Genomic DNA, 15,919 nt, shown 5'->3' on the forward strand with positions numbered 1-15,919 from the left:
TTAAGAGATTAACGCAGCAGAGACAGAACGGTCTGCGGAACCTGGTTAGCCTGAGACAGAACTGAAGTACCAGCCTGCTGCAGAATCTGCGCGCGAGACATGTTTGATACTTCGGTGGCATAATCAGCATCCTGAATACGAGACTGTGCAGCAGACAAGTTAGTGACAGTGTTGTTCAGGTTAGAGATGGTGGACTCGAACCGGTTCTGAATCGCACCTAAGTCAGAACGTTGATTATCAACAGCTTTTAATGCTTTATCAATGGTAGAAAGAACATTCGTTGCCAGAACGTCAACACCAGATTGACTGACTGTACGGTCAGAAGCAGCAACAGCCCCGCCTGCCGCGCCAGCAGCACCCGCAGCCAGAAGGCTCCAGTTAGTTTTGTCGCCGATAGTAATGTCGATTTTTTCTCCGTCGTTAGCACCAACCTGGATGCTAATGGTGCCAGCAGAGTTCAGTACTTTGAGACCGTTGAACTGGGTTTGGCTTGCAACACGATCAATTTCAGACAAGCGCTGGTTTACTTCAGACTGAATGGAGTCAATGTCAGAAGCGGAGTTAGTGCCGTTCTGTGCCTGAACCGCCAGCTCACGAATACGCTGCAGGTTGTTGTTGATTTCGTTGAGTGAACCTTCAGCCGTCTGCGCGATGGAGATCCCGTCATTCGCATTGCGGGAAGCCTGAGTCAGGCCCTTAATATTAGAAGAGAAGCGGTTAGAAATTGCCTGACCAGCCGCATCGTCTTTCGCGCTGTTAATACGCAGACCAGAGGACAGACGCTCGATCGCAGTGCCCAGGGAAGACTGAGATTTGTTCAGGTTGTTCTGAGTAGTCAGGGACAACAGGTTAGTATTGATAACTGCCATATTTTTTTCCTTCAAAAATTGAATTTAGGTTCGGTGCCTAACACTCACGGCGTCTCTCACCGTCAAAAAGGGTATCGACCCAACTTCAAAGGACTTTAGAATTATTCGAATAAAAATTTTATTTTATTGATTTTAAACAAATTAAATTCATACAACTCTTCTCGGTAGCCGTCATGACCACCTTTTAGCCCGACAATTGACTTATTTACCGCCTGTTGCTTGCCCTAATCTGTCGATAATTTTTTCACTGTCTGTGTAAACTTTTCTTCGTTGATGCCGATACAGAGTCAAGTTAAACCAAAGACGCAAGGAATTCTGACATGGCTACTGTTGATTTGAGTAATTTGGGTGTTGGTTCTGGTTTGCCACTCGCTACCCTATATAACAACCTTGAAACTGCTGAAAATACTAAGCTTAGTGCGATTACCAAACAGAAAACGACTTATACAGCTCAGCTCAGCGCCTACGGTAAGTTGCAAAGCGCCCTGACGAATCTGCAAACGGCAACAACTGCGCTGGGTAAAGCCTCAGTATGGAATGCAACCTCCGTCGCTAGTACGAACACAGCGTTTTCAGCCACAACCTCAACGGATGCCACGACAGGGTCTTATACAGTTAATGTAAGTCAGGTTGCTAAAGCTCAGGTGTTGATGTCAGGAAGTATCGACAGCAATACAAAACAGTTGGGCGGCACGACCTCCGGCGGCACTCGAACTTTGACGATTACGCAACCCGGTACTAAAGATCCGCTAAAAATTACACTGTCAGACGCGCAAACATCACTGACCAACATCGCAAGTGAAATCAATAAAGCTGGGGGTAACGTTTCTGCTACCGTCATGAAAGCGGATGATGGGGAATATCGCCTTTTCCTGACCTCAAAATCGACAGGAACCGATGGAGATATGACGGTCACCGTTGATGGTGACGACACGCTACAGCAGTTGATTGGCCACGATATGTCGTCAAGCGCAATGAGCGTACAAACACCATCTCAAAATGCCCGCGTATCAATTAACGGCATTGTGATCGAGCGTTCTAGCAATAAAATTGACGATGCATTAACTGGCGTCACACTCACTTTGAAAGCCAAAAGTTCAGCAGATGAAACTTTGGACGTAACGCGTTCTACAGATGCAACGGCTAAAGCAGTTAACGACTGGGTGACGGCATACAATGCACTTCAGTCGACAATCGCGAGCGTAACCAAATATAGTCCCGTAGAAGCAGGTGCAGACAATCAGTCAACCTCTAACGGCGCACTGATAGGTGACGGCACGGTTCGAAGTGTACAAGCACAATTGCGTAGTCAACTGACGCAGGTGCAGTCAGGTTCGTATGCCATCATGGCACAGTTTGGCATTACCCAAGATCCTAAAGTGGGATCAGATGGTTCTACCGGCAACCTGAAAGTTGACACCGACAAACTAAATGCCGCCTTGACAAAAAACCCTGAAGCAGTTCAGGCCTACTTTATGGGCGATGGTAAAACGACAGGTCTGGCAACAACGATGGGTACCATGCTAACCAAGATGTTGGATACCTCAGCCGGTAGCGAAGGCGTTATTCAAAGTGCTCAGGACGGTATTAATGCCACGATTAAAACTCTAGATAAACGCTATACCGCAACGGAAGCCAGCATAGAAGCCACAATGGCTCGCTATAAAGCGCAATTTACCGCGCTGGATAGCATTGTAACCAAAATGAACAGTACCTCATCGTACCTCACAACTCAGTTTAGTAAGTCCAGTAGTTAAGGATTTAAAATGTATAGCCAAAATGGTGCACTTTCATATCAAAAGGTGGGCATTGAAAGCGCTGTGATGAGCGCTAGCCCCCATCAATTAATTGTCTTGCTTTTTGATGGGGCCATGAGCGCCCTCGTTCGGGCGAGACTTTTTCTGGATCAGGGAGATTTGATATCTAAAGGAGAAGCGCTCTCAAAAGCAATCAGTATCATTGATAACGGTCTCAAGGCTGGACTTGATATGGATGCTGAAGGTGAACTGTCCAACAATTTGGCATCGCTTTACGACTATATGGTACGCCGATTGTTACTTGCTAATATGCACAATGATGTGGAGACCATCATGGAAGTTGAGGGATTACTGAACAACATCGCCGACGCGTGGAAACAAATCGGTGAAGCGCCTTCTAGCCACCAGGATATGCGTTAATGAAAAATACCATCCCATCACTGACTGACTGGCATGCTTTGCATGCGCTCAGCATTTCCATGCTAAATCTCGCCCATTCAGGCAAATGGGATGAATTAATTGAACAAGAAGTCAAATATGTGCAAATTGTTGAAAGTATTGCACAGAATCCTATAAGCTCCAACAATATGCTGCAGATCGAGAGAGCGAAAGAGTTGCTCAAACTGGTGCTGGAAAATGAGGCCGAGCTTAAAGTTTTACTGAACTTGCGTATGAAAGAGTTGCGTGAGCTCATTGATACCACCGGCAAACAGCAATCCATCACGTCTACCTATGGAAAGCTGTCAGGGAATATTCTTTACCCAGAAAGTTTTACCCGCGACACACAACTATGATTTCTTCATCCATACTCCAGAAGTCTGCCAATGGCTTCTGGAGCAAGGACGATGAAAAACCCCACCCTGTTACAATGTTTTCACTGGTACTACCCTGCTGGCGGTGAATTGTGGCGAGAGGTCACGGCGTTAGCCCCCAATCTTAACGAAATCGGCATTAACATGATCTGGCTCCCGCCCGCCTATAAAGGCGCGTCAGGCGGGTATTCTGTCGGCTATGACTCCTATGACCTGTTCGATCTGGGCGAGTTTGACCAGAAAGGCAGTATCGCCACGAAATACGGTGACAAAGCGCAGCTGCTGGAAGCCATCGACGCCCTCAAGCGCAACGACATTGCCGTACTGCTGGACGTGGTGGTGAACCACAAAATGGGTGCCGATGAAAAAGAGCCCGTCCGCGTTCAGCGCGTGAACGAGCAGGATCGCACGCAGATCGACGATGAGGTCATCGAGTGTGAAGCCTGGACCCGCTATACCTTCCCTGCCCGCGCCGGGCAGTATTCCCAGTTCATCTGGGACTACAAATGCTTCAGCGGCGTCGACCATATTGAAAACCCCGATGAAGACGGCATTTTTAAAATCGTCAACGACTACACCGGCGAAGGCTGGAACGATCAGGTTGATGATGAGATGGGTAACTTCGATTATCTGATGGGCGAAAATATCGACTTTCGCAATCACGCCGTCACCGAGGAGATCAAATACTGGGCCCGCTGGGTCATGGAACAGACGCGCTGCGACGGTTTTCGTCTGGACGCCGTCAAGCATATTCCCGCCTGGTTTTACAAAGAGTGGATTGAGCACGTCCAGGAGGTCGCCGACCAGCCGCTGTTTATCGTGGCGGAATACTGGTCCCATGAGGTGGATAAACTTCAGGCCTATATCGACCAGGTCGAAGGCAAAACTATGCTGTTTGATGCCCCCCTGCAGATGAAATTCCACGAGGCGTCACGTCAGGGCCGGGATTACGACATGAGCCAAATCTTCACCGGCACCCTGGTAGAAGCCGATCCGTTTCATGCGGTCACCCTCGTCGCGAACCACGACACCCAGCCTTTGCAGGCGCTTGAAGCGCCGGTCGAAGCCTGGTTTAAGCCGCTGGCCTACGCGCTGATCCTGCTGCGGGAAAATGGCGTGCCGAGCGTCTTTTATCCGGATCTCTTCGGCGCCAGCTATGACGACGCGGGAGGAGACGGTGAAACGTACCATATTGATATGCCGGTGATTGAGCAGCTTCACGAGCTGATCCTCGCGCGCCAGCGATTTGCCCACGGCGTGCAGACGCTCTTTTTCGACCATCCAAACTGCATCGCCTTCAGCCGCAGCGGTACGGAAGACGATCCCGGCTGCGTGGTGGTGATGTCGAACGGGGATGATGGTGAAAAAGTGATTTGTCTTGGGGAAAACTACGGCAACAAAACGTGGCGGGATTTTCTCGGCAATCGCGAAGAAACCATCACCACGGCGGCGGATGGCGAAGGGACGTTTACCTGTAAGGGGGGAAGCGTCAGCGTTTGGGTGATAGAGGATGCGCTGTAGTAATGGCAAAGTGCGGCCTGATGCCCTCACCCCGTCCCTCTCCCACAGGGAGAGGGCGCAAACACCAAAAACGGCAACGAGGTTGCCGTTTTGCGTTTACCCTCAGGGCAGCTTACTCTCGAGCGGATTCTTGCTCAGGTAATCGGCACACTCAACCGTTGGACGATCGACCTTCTGCAGCTCCAGCCCGTCGTACTCCAGCGTTGAGCCATCACGCTCCAGCGGATAGATATCCAGCTTACGGGTCACGTTGTAATAACTGTCTGAACGCAGCATGATTTTACCCGGCACGGCAATCACGCGCTGCCACTGACGGCAGTCCAGCGTATCGCCCTCTTCCGTCACCACCAGCGTGGCAATCGCATTCGGGCTTACCATGTTGCTCTGCGGCCCTTTTGACTGCCAGTATCCCGCCAGATGCGCCGGGACAGGGTGCTTGATCACGTCGTTATAGTTATCGACCTGAACGCACCCGGTCAGTGCCAGCAGCGCGCCAGCAATTGCTATTTTTTTCATCATCTTTCCTGCATTCGAAGAAAAAAATATTGTGGCATTAAAGCGCTGCGGCTGCCAGCGAAGATCGACAGGTCTTAAACCTGCATCCCCATCACTTCCTGATACGCCGACACCAGCTTGTTACGCACCTGGATCCCCATCTGCAGGGAAACCGAGGCTTTTTGCAAATCGGTCATCACATCATTCAGCGCCACGCCCGGCTCACCGAGGGTGAACTTTTCGGCCTGAGTGCGCGCGGCGGTCTGGGTATCACTGATACGGTCAAGAGCGGCATGCAGTTGCCCCGCGAAGCTGATGCTCGGCTGCTGATCTGCCACATTCTGATTACGGGCCGTCATCGCCGTTGCCTGCAACTGACTGATTACCCCTTCAATGCCCTGTATAGCCATGACTCTCCCCTGGATGGTTTTTTACGCGGTCAAGACTAACAGCTTGTCAATAAGATAATGGCGGTAAATAGCATGAAAAAACCAGGTTATTTGACGCATAGAAAATCACGAATCATCAAATAATGGCAGGGCCATCAATATGGAACTTTTGTCGTGTTTGCCGACCCGGGAGTCAGTTTTGTTTCTCTACACGAATAACGTAAACCACCAGGATTTAAGAGGTGCGCAATGAGTGCAACAGCATCGACAGCGCCGCAGAATAAATCACTCGAGTGGATGAACCGCCTTCGCGCGAATCCTAAAATCCCGTTGATCGTGGCAGGCGCTGCCGCAATTGCGATCCTTGTAGCGATGGTCCTGTGGGCGAAAAGCCCTGATTACCGGACGCTCTACAGCAACCTTTCCGATCAGGATGGCGGCGCCATCGTCACCCAGTTGACCCAGATGAACATCCCTTATCGCTTTGCCGATAATGGCGGTGCGCTTGAAGTACCGGCAGATAAGGTGCACGAGCTGCGTCTGCGTCTGGCTCAGCAGGGGCTGCCGAAAGGCGGTGCGGTTGGCTTTGAGCTGCTGGATCAGGAAAAATTCGGTATCAGCCAGTTCAGCGAGCAGGTGAACTACCAGCGTGCGCTGGAAGGTGAACTGGCCCGCACCATTGAAACATTAGGCCCGGTGAAGAGTGCCCGCGTGCACCTGGCGATGCCTAAACCTTCTTTATTTGTCCGCGAACAGAAATCACCTTCAGCGTCCGTTACCGTGAACCTTGAACCCGGCCGCGCGCTGGACGAAGGGCAAATCAGCGCGGTGACGCACCTCGTCTCCAGCGCCGTCGCCGGTCTGCCGCCGGGTAACGTGACGCTGGTCGACCAAAGCGGTCACCTGCTGACGCAGTCCAATACCGCCGGTCGCGATCTGAATGACGCGCAGCTGAAGTATGCCGCCGATGTCGAAAACCGTCTCCAGCGCCGTATTGAAGCGATCCTCGGCCCGGTCGTGGGTAACAGCAACGTGCACGCGCAGGTTACCGCGCAGATCGACTTCGCGAACAAAGAACAAACTGAAGAGCAGTACAGCCCGAACGGCGATCCGGCTCAGGCGGTGATGCGTTCACGCCAGATCAATTCGAACGAGCAGGTCGGCGGTGCCTACCCAGGCGGCGTGCCGGGCGCGCTGTCTAACCAGCCTGCCCCGGCTAACGCGGCACCGATCTCTACGCCGCCGGCCAATCAGCAGAACGGTCAACAAAATAATCAGCAGACCACCTCAACGACCAGTAACGCCGGTCCGCGTACCAGCAGCCGTAACGAAACCACGAACTACGAAGTGGATCGGACGATTCGCCACACTAAACTGAACGTGGGCGATATTCAGCGTCTTTCCGTTGCGGTAGTGGTGAACTACAAAACGCTGGCGGACGGCAAACCGTTGCCGTTGACCGCCGAGCAGATGAAGCAGATTGAAAACCTGACCCGTGAAGCGATGGGTTACTCCGAGAAGCGCGGCGATACCCTCAACGTGGTGAACTCACCGTTCAACTCGGTTGATGAGACCGGCGGTGAACTGCCGTTCTGGCAACAGCAGGCGTTTATCGACCAGCTGATGTCCGCAGGACGCTGGCTGCTGGTGCTGATTGTCGCGTGGCTGCTGTGGCGTAAGGGCGTTCGTCCGCAGCTCCAGCGCCGTGCTGAAGCCGAAAAAGCGGCTCGCGAGCAGATGAATGCGCGCCAGGAAACGGAAGAAGCGGTTGAAGTGCGCCTCAGCAAAGATGAACAGCTGCAGCAGCGTCGTGCTAACCAGCGCATGGGCGCTGAGGTGATGAGCCAGCGCATTCGCGAAATGTCAGATAACGATCCGCGCGTCGTGGCGCTGGTCATCCGCCAGTGGATGGGTAACGAACATGAGTAATACGCTTACGGGCACCGATAAAAGCGTCATCCTGCTGATGACCATTGGCGAAGATCGTGCGGCAGAGGTGTTTAAACACCTCTCCCAGCGAGAAGTGCAAATTCTCAGTGCGGCCATGGCCAACGTGCGTCAGATCTCCAACAAGCAGCTGACCGAAGTGCTGGCAGAGTTTGAACAGGAAGCCGAACAGTTTGCCGCGCTGAACATCAACGCCAACGACTACCTGCGCTCCGTGCTGGTCAAGGCGCTGGGCGAAGAGCGTGCCTCCAGCCTGCTGGAAGACATTCTGGAAACGCGCGATACCGCCAGCGGTATCGAAACGCTCAACTTTATGGAGCCGCAGAGTGCCGCCGACCTTATCCGCGACGAGCACCCGCAGATTATCGCCACCATCCTTGTCCACCTCAAACGTGGTCAGGCGGCAGATATTCTGGCGCTGTTCGAAGAACGCCTGCGTCACGATGTGATGCTGCGTATCGCGACCTTCGGCGGCGTCCAGCCGGCCGCGCTGGCGGAGCTGACCGAAGTACTGAACAACCTGCTCGACGGTCAGAACCTCAAGCGCAGCAAAATGGGCGGCGTGAGAACGGCGGCGGAAATCATCAACCTGATGAAAACGCAGCAGGAAGAGGCCGTCATTACGGCGGTTCGCGAATTCGACGGCGAGCTGGCACAGAAAATCATCGACGAGATGTTCCTGTTCGAAAACCTCGTCGAAGTGGACGACCGCAGCATCCAGCGCCTGCTCCAGGAAGTGGACTCCGAGTCGCTGCTTATCGCCCTCAAAGGCGCCGAGCAGCCGCTGCGCGAGAAGTTCCTGCGCAACATGTCTCAGCGTGCGGCCGATATCCTGCGCGACGACCTTGCCAACCGCGGCCCGGTTCGTCTGTCTCAGGTGGAAAACGAACAGAAAGCCATTCTGCTTATTGTTCGTCGTCTGGCGGAAACCGGCGAGATGGTGATTGGCAGCGGAGACGACACCTATGTCTAATGAGCTGCCCTGGAAGCGCTGGACGCCGGACGATCTGGCGCCTCCCCTCTCCGAGTTCACGCCGGCCGTCATCGCAACCGAAGAGCTTGACCCGGACGTCGAGCAGCCCGAGCTGACCGAAGAGGAGCAGCAGGCCCAGATGCTGGCGCAGCTGCAAATGCAGGCGCACGAGCAGGGCTATAACGCCGGTCTGAACGAAGGCCGCCAGAAAGGCCACGAGCAGGGGTATCAGGAAGGTCTGGCGAAAGGGTTAGAGCACGGTATCGATCAGGCGCGCCAGCAGCAGGCGCCGATCCATGCCCGCATGCAGCAGCTGGTCAGCGAGTTTCAGCACACCCTGGACGCGCTGGACAGCGTGATTGCCTCGCGACTGATGCAGATGGCGCTGGAAGCCGCGCGTCAGGTCATCGGCCAGACGCCCGTGGTGGATAACACCGCGCTGATCAAACAAATTCAGGGTCTGCTTCAGCAGGAGCCGCTGTTCAGCGGGAAACCTCAGCTGCGCGTCCATCCGGACGACCTGCAGCGCGTTGAAGAGAGCCTGGGCGCGACGCTTAACCTGCACGGCTGGCGCCTGCGCGGCGACCCGTCGCTACATCACGGCGGCTGCAAAGTCTCTGCCGATGAAGGTGACCTGGATGCCAGCGTCGCCACCCGCTGGCAGGAACTGTGCCGCCTGGCGGCACCGGGAGTCGTCTGATGACCGCGCGCCTCACCCGCTGGCTCACCACGCTCGACAACTTTGAGACGAAGATGGCGCTACTGCCATCTGTTCGTCGTTATGGGCGACTGACGCGCGCCACCGGTCTGGTTCTCGAAGCCACCGGCCTGCAGCTTCCGCTGGGCGCGACCTGCGTGATTGAGCGTCAGGACGGTCTGGAAACGCGTGAAGTAGAAAGCGAAGTGGTCGGGTTCAACGGCCAGCGCCTGTTCCTGATGCCGCTTGAAGAGGTGGAAGGTATTTTGCCCGGCGCGCGCGTGTATGCCAAAAACACGTCCGGCGATGGGCTGCAAAGCGGGAAACAGCTGCCGCTTGGTCCTGCCCTGCTGGGTCGCGTGCTGGACGGCAGCGGGAAGCCGCTCGACGGGCTGCCCTCCCCGGACACCACCGAAACCGGCGCATTAATTACCCAGCCGTTTAACCCCCTGCAGCGTACCCCTATCGAGCATGTGCTCGACACCGGCGTGCGACCGATTAACGCCCTGCTGACCGTGGGACGCGGGCAACGTATGGGCCTGTTCGCCGGGTCAGGCGTGGGTAAATCCGTCCTGCTCGGCATGATGGCGCGCTATACGCAGGCCGATGTGATCGTCGTGGGCCTGATCGGCGAGCGCGGTCGTGAAGTAAAAGACTTTATTGAAAACATTCTGGGTGCGGAAGGCCGTGCCCGCTCGGTGGTCATTGCCGCACCGGCGGACGTGTCGCCGTTACTGCGTATGCAGGGGGCAGCCTATGCCACCCGCATCGCCGAAGATTTTCGTGACCGCGGCAAGCACGTGCTGCTGATCATGGATTCGCTGACCCGCTACGCGATGGCGCAGCGTGAAATCGCGCTGGCTATCGGTGAGCCACCGGCGACCAAAGGCTACCCGCCTTCGGTCTTCGCCAAACTCCCTGCCCTGGTGGAACGTGCGGGGAACGGCATCAGCGGCGGCGGCTCCATCACCGCGTTCTATACGGTGCTGACCGAAGGCGATGACCAGCAGGATCCGATTGCCGACTCCGCGCGCGCGATCCTTGACGGTCATATCGTGCTGTCGCGTCGTCTGGCCGAAGCCGGACACTATCCGGCGATAGATATTGAAGCCTCTATCAGCCGCGCGATGACCGCGCTGATAACCGAGAAACACTACGCCCGCGTGCGTAACTTTAAACAACTCCTCTCCAGCTTCCAGCGCAACCGCGATCTAGTCAGCGTGGGGGCGTATGCCAAAGGCAGCGACCCGATGCTCGACAAAGCGATTACCCTGTGGCCGCAGCTGGAGGCATTTTTGCAACAAGGCATTTTTGAACGCGCCGACTGGGAAGATTCAATTCAGGCTCTGGAGCTGATTTTCCCGCAGGTGTAACACAGGTGGAGGGCGAAGGTCATGGCGCAAAACAGCGCGTTATCAACGCTGAAAGATCTGGCTGAAAAAGAAGTTGATGATGCCGCATTGCAGCTTGGCGCAATGCGACGCGGGTGCCAGCAGGCTGAAGAACAGTTGAAGATGTTAATCGACTATCAGCATGAATATCGCACCAACCTCAATACCGATATGACACAGGGCATTGGAAGCCAGCGCTGGATTAACTATCAGCAGTTTATCCAGACGCTGGAGAAGGCGATAGATCAGCATCGCCAGCAGCTTCACCAGTGGACCCAGAAAGTCGATACCGCGCTGAATTTCTGGCGCGAGAAGAAGCAGCGACTGCAGGCCTGGCAGACCTTACAGGACCGACAGATCGCGGCAACGACCCTGGCGGAAAACCGCCTGGATCAGAAAAAAATGGATGAGTTTGCCCAGCGCGCATCAATGAGGAAACCGGAATGATCACACTGCAACAACTGCTGATGAGCGACAGCGACCTGTCAGGCGGCACGCAAACGGGGAAAGGCGCCGACGGTGCACAGGACTTTCTCTCTCTGCTGGCGGGCGCCCTCTCGGACGCAACGGGCAAGGGCAAAGATGCGCCGCTGACCCTGGCTGACCTGAAAGCCGCCGGCAGTAAACTGTCAAAAGTGGCTCAGGACGCCAAAGGGGATACCACCCTGCAGGCCAAAATTGCCGACCTGCTCTCGCGTCAAACTGCGCTGAATGGCGATGAAACGTCGCCCGTTACGTCGCTTGATACGCTGGTTACCGGGCTGGTGCCGCTGTCAAAGGGTGATGCCCTGAAAACGCTTAATGCGGTCAACAGCAAAGATGACGGCAAAAGCGAGCTGAGCGAAGAGGAGCTGGCCGGGTTAAGCGCGCTGATGGCCATGCTGCCGCACCAGCAGACCAGCACCTCACGTGCGGCAGGCAGTGACGGTGTGTCCGCCACCGCAACGCTGAGTTCAGCGGCGCTGACGCAAAACGGCGCGGGCCAGCCGTCCCTGAACGCGCTTCCGGGAAGCCATGATAAAGCCCAGAGTGCTGCGCCTTATCAGAGCCAGGCGAAAAACAGCGACCCGGCCCTGTCGGGTAACGCGCCGGCCACGCCGGCCGTGGCCGCAACGGCAGAGAAGCAGGAGCTTGCCAGTTCCTCCTCCTCAGCCTCACCGACGGCGACCCTGGCACCGATTATGTCCAGCCATGCGACCAGTCAGACGGCCGCCACCGTCGCCACCGCACCGGTGTTAAGCCAGCCTCTGGGTACGCATGAATGGCAGCAGTCCCTGAGCCAACACATCACCCTGTTCACTAAACAGGGCCAGCAGACGGCCGAGCTGCGTCTGCACCCGGAAGATCTGGGTCAGGTGCAAATTTCGCTTAAGCTGGATGATAACCAGGCGCAGCTGCAGATGGTTTCTGCGCACAGCCATGTCCGTGCGGCGCTGGAAGCCGCGCTGCCGGTCCTGCGAACCTCACTGGCGGAGAACGGCATTCAGCTTGCGCAAAGCAGCGTCAGCAGCGAGAGCTTTGCCGGGCAGCAGCAGTCCTCATCCCAGCAGCAGCACCAGGCTTCGCGTTCCGGCAACACCGGCGGCTTTAATGACGAGAGCGATGAGTTACTGCCTGTCCCTGCCGCTCTGCAATCCGCCGCGCGCGGTAACAGTGCCGTAGACATCTTCGCCTAAACGCCAGAGGTAGCGTGATTATCCCCGTCTTTTCCACGCTTTGACGACAGCAGGACACGGGATAATCACCTTATTAAGCTGTACCGAAACAGGAAGCTCGTATCAGATGACTGACTCCGCTATCACCAAAAAAAGTAAGCGTTCCATCTGGATCCCGCTGCTGGTGTTGATCACGCTCGCCGCCTGCGCTACCGCGGGCTATAGTTACTGGCGTATGCAGCAGGAACCTTCGACCGCTGCGGCCAAAGCCGAACCTGCACCACCGCCGGCGCCGGTATTTTTCCCTCTGGACACCTTCACCGTGAACCTCGGTGACGCGGATCGTGTGCTGTATGTCGGTATTACGCTGCGCCTGAAGGATGAAGCCACGCGCGCGCGTCTGAATGATTATCTTCCGGAAGTGCGTAGCCGCCTTCTGCTGCTGTTCTCTCGTCAGGACGCTTCGGCGCTGGCTACCGATGTGGGTAAGCAAAAGCTGGTCGACGCCATTAAACAAACGCTGGCGACCCCGCTGGTAAACGGCCAACCTAAGCAGGAAGTCACTGACGTTCTGTATACAGCCTTCATTCTGCGGTAACGACATGGGCGACAGTATTCTTTCTCAGGCAGAAATCGATGCGCTGCTCAACGGCGACAGCGATAAAAGTGATGATCCGCAACCGGGTATTGGCGGCGATAGCGATATTCGTCCCTATGACCCGAATACACAGCGTCGCGTGGTACGTGAACGTCTGCAGGCGCTGGAGATCATTAACGAACGTTTTGCACGTCAGTTCCGTATGGGGCTGTTTAACCTGCTGCGTCGTAGCCCGGATATTACGGTCGGTGCGATCCGCATTCAGCCGTATCACGAGTTTGCCCGCAACCTGCCGGTGCCAACCAACCTTAACCTGATTCATCTGAAGCCGCTGCGCGGCACCGGTCTGGTGGTGTTTTCGCCAAGCCTGGTGTTCATCGCGGTGGATAACCTGTTCGGCGGCGACGGGCGTTTCCCGACCAAAGTAGAAGGTCGCGAATTCACCCACACCGAACAGCGCGTCATTAACCGCATGCTGAAGCTGGCGCTGGAGTCCTACAGCGACGCGTGGAAAGCGATTAACCCGCTGGAAGTGGAGTACGTCCGTTCTGAGATGCAGGTGAAATTTACCAATATCACCACCTCCCCGAACGATATCGTCGTGAATACGCCGTTCCACGTGGAGATCGGTAACCTGACCGGCGAGTTCAACATCTGCCTGCCGTTCAGCATGATCGAACCGCTGCGCGAGCTGCTGGTTAACCCGCCGCTGGAGAACTCGCGCAACGAAGACCAGAACTGGCGTGAAAATCTGGTCCGTCAGGTACAGCATTCGCAGCTTGAGCTGGTGGCGAGCTTCGCCGATATCCCGCTGCGGTTATCTCAGATCCTGAAATTACAACCCGGTGATGTTTTGCCGATAGAAAAACCCGACCGCATTATTGCCCATGTGGATGGTGTCCCCGTGCTGACAAGCCAGTACGGCACGATTAACGGTCAGTATGCGTTACGCGTTGAGCACTTGATCAACCCGATTTTGAATTCGCTGAATGAGGAACAGCCCAAATGAGTGACATGAACAATCCGTCCGATGAAAACAGCGGAGCACTGGACGATCTGTGGGCTGACGCGTTAAACGAGCAAAAAGCGACCCCGGCCAAAAGCGCAGCGGATGCCGTATTCCAGCAGCTCGGCGGCGGTGATGTCAGCGGCACGCTGCAGGATATCGACCTGATTATGGATATCCCGGTTAAGCTGACCGTTGAGCTGGGACGCACCCGCATGACCATTAAAGAGCTGCTGCGCCTGACGCAGGGTTCCGTGGTGGCCCTTGACGGTCTGGCCGGCGAGCCGCTGGATATCCTGATCAACGGCTATCTGATTGCTCAGGGTGAAGTGGTGGTGGTGGCCGATAAATACGGCGTACGCATCACCGACATCATTACCCCGTCTGAACGTATGCGTCGTCTGAGCCGTTAAGCATGAAAACCCAGGCAACAGTATCGCAACCTTCTGCCGTTCCCGGCTCGCCTCTGCTCCAGGTGAGCGGGGCGTTGTTCGGTATTATTGCCTTTATTCTTATCGCCGCCTGGCTGGCGAAGCGCTTTGGCCTGGCGGGGAAAACCGCCGGTGCCCGCGGGCTGAAGGTCAGCGCCAGCACCACGCTGGGTCCACGCGAGCGCGTGGTCATCGTCGAGGTGGACGATGCGCGCCTGGTCCTGGGCGTCACGGCGTCAAACATCAGCGTGTTACATAAACTGCCGCCCGCCCCTGCTGTGGTGGACGAGCGTGCAGAGGCCCCTGCGGATTTCCAGTCCGTGATGAAGAGTTTGCTTAAGCGTTCCGGGAGATCCTGATGCGCCGTTTGTTATCCCTGACGCTTGCGGGCGTTGGCCTGTTTGCTCCCGCGGTCTATGCGCAACTGCCCGGTCTGGTTTCTACCCCGCTCGCGGGCGGCGGCCAAAGCTGGTCGCTTCCGGTTCAGACGCTGGTGTTCATCACCTCGCTGACGTTTATTCCGGCCATCCTGCTGATGATGACCAGCTTCACCCGCATCATCATCGTTTTTGGTCTGCTGCGAAACGCGCTCGGCACCCCTTCCGCTCCGCCAAACCAGGTTCTGCTCGGGCTGGCGCTGTTTTTGACCTTTTTCATTATGTCGCCGGTGATCGATAAGATTTACACCGACGCCTACCAGCCGTTCAGCGAAGATAAAATCTCCATGCAGGAAGCGCTGGATAAAGGCGCGCAGCCGCTGCGGGAATTTATGCTGCGCCAGACGCGTGAAGCGGATCTGGCCCTCTTTGCCCGCCTGTCCAACACCGGCGAGCTGCAGGGACCGGAAGCGGTACCCATGCGTATTCTGCTGCCCGCCTATGTGACCAGCGAGCTGAAAACCGCATTCCAGATTGGCTTTACCATCTTTATTCCGTTCCTGATTATCGACCTGGTGATCGCCAGCGTCCTGATGGCGCTCGGGATGATGATGGTGCCGCCCGCGACCATCGCCCTGCCCTTTAAGATCATGCTCTTTGTGCTGGTCGACGGCTGGCAGCTGCTGGTCAGCTCGCTGGCGCAGAGTTTCTACAGTTAAGGAACGGCAATGACACCCGAATCGGTCATGATGATGGGCACGGAAGCGATGAAAATCGCGATTGCCGTTGCCGCGCCGCTGCTGCTTGTCGCGCTGGTTACCGGTCTGATTATCAGTATCCTACAGGCCGCCACGCAGATTAACGAAATGACGCTGTCGTTCATCCCGAAAATCATCGCCGTGTTCGTGGCGATTATCGTGGCCGGGCCGTGGATGCTGAACCTGTTGCTGGACTATATGCGCAACCTGTTTACCAATCTGCCGTACATCATCGGCTGACCT

At 55.8% G+C, this 15,919-nt stretch carries 19 protein-coding genes; 16 read left to right on the forward strand and 3 right to left on the reverse strand.

The annotated features are described in order from the left end of the window. Positions 1-8: 8 nt before the first annotated feature. A complete protein-coding gene (locus DEO48_RS11360; RefSeq protein WP_087855437.1) occupies positions 9-869 on the reverse strand; it encodes a flagellin domain-containing protein in 861 nt (286 codons plus the stop codon). Between the two features lie 320 nt (positions 870-1,189). On the opposite strand from DEO48_RS11360, the gene fliD reads away from it, so the two are divergent. The 4 genes from fliD to amyA are packed head-to-tail and all read left to right on the forward strand — an operon-like array spanning position 1,190 to position 4,959. Further along, on the forward strand, positions 1,190-2,626 hold the full coding sequence (gene fliD, locus DEO48_RS11365) for a flagellar filament capping protein FliD (protein ID WP_087855438.1): 1,437 nt from the start codon (positions 1,190-1,192) through the stop codon (positions 2,624-2,626). A gap of 9 nt (positions 2,627-2,635) precedes the next feature. Then, positions 2,636-3,046 carry a flagellar export chaperone FliS gene (gene fliS / locus DEO48_RS11370; protein WP_087855439.1) on the forward strand — a complete coding sequence of 137 codons (411 nt, stop codon included), beginning with the start codon at positions 2,636-2,638 and terminating at the stop codon, positions 3,044-3,046. Beyond that, on the forward strand, positions 3,046-3,420 hold the full coding sequence (gene fliT / locus DEO48_RS11375) for a flagella biosynthesis regulatory protein FliT (RefSeq protein WP_109845213.1): 375 nt from the start codon (positions 3,046-3,048) through the stop codon (positions 3,418-3,420). Before fliS ends, fliT begins: the two co-directional genes overlap by 1 nt. Positions 3,421-3,471: 51 nt before the next feature. Continuing rightward, positions 3,472-4,959, forward strand: coding sequence for an alpha-amylase (amyA, locus tag DEO48_RS11380; RefSeq protein ID WP_109845214.1), 1,488 nt, complete (start codon positions 3,472-3,474; stop codon positions 4,957-4,959). Between the two features lie 102 nt (positions 4,960-5,061). Here the strand turns inward: amyA and yedD are convergent, their stop codons facing one another. Further along, the gene (gene yedD / locus DEO48_RS11385; protein WP_109845215.1) at positions 5,062-5,475 is read right to left on the reverse strand and encodes a lipoprotein YedD; all 414 of its coding nucleotides are present in this window, start codon (positions 5,473-5,475) and stop codon (positions 5,062-5,064) included. 74 nt (positions 5,476-5,549) lie between these two features. Then, complete coding sequence (gene fliE, locus DEO48_RS11390) at positions 5,550-5,864, reverse strand: flagellar hook-basal body complex protein FliE (protein ID WP_008500329.1); 315 nt, start codon at positions 5,862-5,864, stop codon at positions 5,550-5,552. Between the two features lie 228 nt (positions 5,865-6,092). On the opposite strand from fliE, the gene fliF reads away from it, so the two are divergent. The 12 genes from fliF to fliQ all read left to right on the forward strand — a co-directional run bounded on the left by fliF (position 6,093) and on the right by fliQ (position 15,916). Continuing rightward, a complete protein-coding gene (fliF, locus tag DEO48_RS11395; protein WP_045356656.1) occupies positions 6,093-7,772 on the forward strand; it encodes a flagellar basal-body MS-ring/collar protein FliF in 1,680 nt (559 codons plus the stop codon). Continuing rightward, positions 7,765-8,763: a flagellar motor switch protein FliG gene (fliG, locus tag DEO48_RS11400; RefSeq protein WP_023312301.1), complete on the forward strand. Its 999-nt coding sequence runs from the start codon at positions 7,765-7,767 to the stop codon at positions 8,761-8,763. The genes fliF and fliG overlap by 8 nt, the downstream gene beginning before the upstream one ends. Then, positions 8,756-9,463 (forward strand): flagellar assembly protein FliH, encoded by a 708-nt coding sequence (gene fliH / locus DEO48_RS11405; RefSeq protein WP_023312302.1) that lies wholly within the window; start codon positions 8,756-8,758, stop codon positions 9,461-9,463. The genes fliG and fliH overlap by 8 nt, the downstream gene beginning before the upstream one ends. Further along, on the forward strand, positions 9,463-10,833 hold the full coding sequence (gene fliI, locus DEO48_RS11410) for a flagellar protein export ATPase FliI (RefSeq protein ID WP_109845216.1): 1,371 nt from the start codon (positions 9,463-9,465) through the stop codon (positions 10,831-10,833). The genes fliH and fliI overlap by 1 nt, the downstream gene beginning before the upstream one ends. A gap of 21 nt (positions 10,834-10,854) precedes the next feature. Next, positions 10,855-11,298 (forward strand): flagellar export protein FliJ, encoded by a 444-nt coding sequence (fliJ, locus tag DEO48_RS11415; protein WP_021241386.1) that lies wholly within the window; start codon positions 10,855-10,857, stop codon positions 11,296-11,298. Then, positions 11,295-12,527 (forward strand): flagellar hook length control protein FliK, encoded by a 1,233-nt coding sequence (gene fliK, locus DEO48_RS11420; RefSeq protein WP_109845217.1) that lies wholly within the window; start codon positions 11,295-11,297, stop codon positions 12,525-12,527. The genes fliJ and fliK overlap by 4 nt, the downstream gene beginning before the upstream one ends. Positions 12,528-12,633: 106 nt before the next feature. Continuing rightward, on the forward strand, positions 12,634-13,104 hold the full coding sequence (gene fliL, locus DEO48_RS11425) for a flagellar basal body-associated protein FliL (RefSeq protein ID WP_021241388.1): 471 nt from the start codon (positions 12,634-12,636) through the stop codon (positions 13,102-13,104). A 4-nt stretch (positions 13,105-13,108) separates the two neighbouring features. Continuing rightward, the gene (gene fliM, locus DEO48_RS11430) at positions 13,109-14,113 is read left to right on the forward strand and encodes a flagellar motor switch protein FliM (protein WP_008500320.1); all 1,005 of its coding nucleotides are present in this window, start codon (positions 13,109-13,111) and stop codon (positions 14,111-14,113) included. Further along, positions 14,110-14,523, forward strand: coding sequence for a flagellar motor switch protein FliN (gene fliN / locus DEO48_RS11435; RefSeq protein ID WP_008500318.1), 414 nt, complete (start codon positions 14,110-14,112; stop codon positions 14,521-14,523). Before fliM ends, fliN begins: the two co-directional genes overlap by 4 nt. A 2-nt stretch (positions 14,524-14,525) precedes the next feature. Then, positions 14,526-14,900 carry a flagellar biosynthetic protein FliO gene (gene fliO / locus DEO48_RS11440; protein ID WP_021241389.1) on the forward strand — a complete coding sequence of 125 codons (375 nt, stop codon included), beginning with the start codon at positions 14,526-14,528 and terminating at the stop codon, positions 14,898-14,900. After that, a complete protein-coding gene (gene fliP / locus DEO48_RS11445) occupies positions 14,900-15,637 on the forward strand; it encodes a flagellar type III secretion system pore protein FliP (protein WP_008500316.1) in 738 nt (245 codons plus the stop codon). Before fliO ends, fliP begins: the two co-directional genes overlap by 1 nt. Positions 15,638-15,646: 9 nt before the next feature. Next, the gene (gene fliQ / locus DEO48_RS11450) at positions 15,647-15,916 is read left to right on the forward strand and encodes a flagellar biosynthesis protein FliQ (RefSeq protein WP_008500315.1); all 270 of its coding nucleotides are present in this window, start codon (positions 15,647-15,649) and stop codon (positions 15,914-15,916) included. Positions 15,917-15,919 lie beyond the last annotated feature (3 nt).

The organism is Enterobacter sp. CGMCC 5087 (assembly GCF_003144775.1).
GTDB lineage: Bacteria > Pseudomonadota > Gammaproteobacteria > Enterobacterales > Enterobacteriaceae > Enterobacter > Enterobacter cloacae_M.

Bases quoted from the DNA above. Each gene is read 5' to 3' on its own strand.
- DEO48_RS11360 (WP_087855437.1), bottom strand. From the start codon at position 869: ATGGCAGTTATCAATACTAACCTGTTGTCCCTGACTACTCAGAACAAC.
- fliD (WP_087855438.1), top strand. From the start codon at position 1,190: ATGGCTACTGTTGATTTGAGTAATTTGGGTGTTGGTTCTGGTTTGCCA.
- fliS (WP_087855439.1), top strand. From the start codon at position 2,636: ATGTATAGCCAAAATGGTGCACTTTCATATCAAAAGGTGGGCATTGAA.
- fliT (WP_109845213.1), top strand. From the start codon at position 3,046: ATGAAAAATACCATCCCATCACTGACTGACTGGCATGCTTTGCATGCG.
- amyA (WP_109845214.1), top strand. From the start codon at position 3,472: ATGAAAAACCCCACCCTGTTACAATGTTTTCACTGGTACTACCCTGCT.
- yedD (WP_109845215.1), bottom strand. From the start codon at position 5,475: ATGAAAAAAATAGCAATTGCTGGCGCGCTGCTGGCACTGACCGGGTGC.
- fliE (WP_008500329.1), bottom strand. From the start codon at position 5,864: ATGGCTATACAGGGCATTGAAGGGGTAATCAGTCAGTTGCAGGCAACG.
- fliF (WP_045356656.1), top strand. From the start codon at position 6,093: ATGAGTGCAACAGCATCGACAGCGCCGCAGAATAAATCACTCGAGTGG.
- fliG (WP_023312301.1), top strand. From the start codon at position 7,765: ATGAGTAATACGCTTACGGGCACCGATAAAAGCGTCATCCTGCTGATG.
- fliH (WP_023312302.1), top strand. From the start codon at position 8,756: ATGTCTAATGAGCTGCCCTGGAAGCGCTGGACGCCGGACGATCTGGCG.
- fliI (WP_109845216.1), top strand. From the start codon at position 9,463: ATGACCGCGCGCCTCACCCGCTGGCTCACCACGCTCGACAACTTTGAG.
- fliJ (WP_021241386.1), top strand. From the start codon at position 10,855: ATGGCGCAAAACAGCGCGTTATCAACGCTGAAAGATCTGGCTGAAAAA.
- fliK (WP_109845217.1), top strand. From the start codon at position 11,295: ATGATCACACTGCAACAACTGCTGATGAGCGACAGCGACCTGTCAGGC.
- fliL (WP_021241388.1), top strand. From the start codon at position 12,634: ATGACTGACTCCGCTATCACCAAAAAAAGTAAGCGTTCCATCTGGATC.
- fliM (WP_008500320.1), top strand. From the start codon at position 13,109: ATGGGCGACAGTATTCTTTCTCAGGCAGAAATCGATGCGCTGCTCAAC.
- fliN (WP_008500318.1), top strand. From the start codon at position 14,110: ATGAGTGACATGAACAATCCGTCCGATGAAAACAGCGGAGCACTGGAC.
- fliO (WP_021241389.1), top strand. From the start codon at position 14,526: ATGAAAACCCAGGCAACAGTATCGCAACCTTCTGCCGTTCCCGGCTCG.
- fliP (WP_008500316.1), top strand. From the start codon at position 14,900: ATGCGCCGTTTGTTATCCCTGACGCTTGCGGGCGTTGGCCTGTTTGCT.
- fliQ (WP_008500315.1), top strand. From the start codon at position 15,647: ATGACACCCGAATCGGTCATGATGATGGGCACGGAAGCGATGAAAATC.